The sequence below is a fragment of the Cryobacterium lactosi genome (assembly GCF_004403945.1).
Classification (GTDB): Bacteria; Actinomycetota; Actinomycetes; order Actinomycetales; family Microbacteriaceae; genus Cryobacterium; species Cryobacterium lactosi.
In genome coordinates, this window is the sequence record NZ_SOHM01000014.1 from 1 (window position 1) to 1660 (window position 1660).

The 1660-nt window shown below is 66.6% G+C and carries 2 protein-coding genes; both read left to right on the plus strand.

What is annotated here, in order from left to right; genetic code table 11:
* Nucleotides 1-839, plus strand: an 839-nt coding sequence (locus E3T61_RS07830; RefSeq protein ID WP_134640311.1) for a Mu transposase domain-containing protein, incomplete at its 5' end; no start/stop codon positions are given.
* Entirely contained in the window at nucleotides 836-1591 is a 756-nt protein-coding gene (gene istB, locus E3T61_RS07835) for an IS21-like element helper ATPase IstB (protein WP_134640312.1), read from the plus strand. The genes E3T61_RS07830 and istB, both read left to right, overlap by 4 nt.
* Nucleotides 1592-1660 lie beyond the last annotated feature (69 nt).

The following is a 1660-nucleotide window of genomic DNA, read 5'->3' on the forward strand; positions in this document are numbered from 1 at the left end:
AGGGCACACCGCCGGTGCTGGTGATGACGTCGACGTTCTCCGGGTACTTCCAAGCGTTGATGTTGCCGTCGCGCAAGACTCCGGATCTGCTCGGCGGGATGTGGTCTCTGCTCCAGGCCGCCCAGGCGGTGCCCAAGCGCCTCGTCTGGGACAACGAGACCGGCATCGGCAAGGGCAAGCTCACCGAGCCGACGGCCGCGTTCGCGGGGACGTTGGGCACTGAGGTGAAGCTGCTCAAGGCGCGGGATCCCGAGTCCAAGGGCATGGTCGAGCGCCGGAACCGGTTCTTCCGGTCGTCGTTCATGCCCGGCCGGGACTTCGCCTCACCCCAGGACTTCAACGAGCAGATGACGGCCTGGCTGCCGATCGCGAACTCGCGGCACTCCCGGTCGAGGCGGGCCCGGCCGATCGACCTGATCGCTCAGGACCGGGCCGCGATGCGGCCGCTCTCACCGGTGGTGCCGGACGTTCTGTTCCGCAACACGGTGCGGCTGCCGCGGGATTACTACGTTCGGGTGCACTCGAACGACTACTGCGTCGCACCGGCGTTGATCGGCCGGCTCGTGGACGTGACCGCCGACCTCGAGCAGATCCACGTCGCTCACAACGGCGTCACCGTCACCTCGCACGAGCGCGCCTGGGCCAGGCACCTGACCGTTACCGACCCCGACCACGTCGCCCAAGCGGCCGTGTTGCGGCGCCAGTTCCAGACGCTGCACCGCCATCAACGACCGCAAGCTCACGTCGCGTTCGTCGAAACGGCCAGCCTCTCGTCCTACGACGATGTCTTCGGCGTTGACACCGGTCGCGGCCTGACCGATCTGAGCCTGATCGCATGAGCACCACGGCATCTCAGATCGAGTACTACGCCCGCGCGCTGCGCGCCCCACGGATCGGCGACGCGTTCCGGCGACTCGGCGACCAGGCCCGCGACGCCGGCTGGTCCCACGAGGAATACCTCGCCGCGGTGCTCTCCCGCGAAGTCTCCGAACGGGAAGCGTCCGGCGCGGCGCTGCGGATCAAGGCGGCCCGGTTCCCGGGCCAGAAAACGTTGGAAGACTTCAACTTCGATCACCAGCCGTCCGCGGACCGGAATCTGATCGCGCACCTGGGCACGAGCACGTTCGTCACCGAGGCGAAGAACGTGGTCCTGCTCGGCCCACCCGGCACCGGCAAGACCCACCTCGCCGTCGCACTGGGCGTTCAGGCCGCCAAACACGGCCACCGAGTCCTTTTCGACACCGCGACGGGCTGGGTCGCCCGTCTCCAAGACGCCCACTCCCGCGGCAAACTCGCCGCGGAGCTGACCCGGCTGCGCCGCTACAGCGTGTTGATCTGTGACGAGGTGGGCTACATCCCGTTCGATCAGGACGCCGCGAACCTGTTCTTCCAGCTCGCCGCGAGCCGATACGAACACGCATCGCTGATCATGACGAGCAATCTGTCCTTCGGACTCTGGGGCGACGTCTTCGGCGACCCGACCATCGCCTCCGCGATGATCGACCGGATCGTGCACCACGCCGACGTCATCAGCCTCAAAGGCACCAGCTACCGGCTCAAAAGCCACCAGCCGACGCCCGATACGGCATAGTAGAAACACACATAGTGGTCCTGTTTTCAAACGGCACTATTGGCCCTGTTTTGGGTCGGCGTTAACACC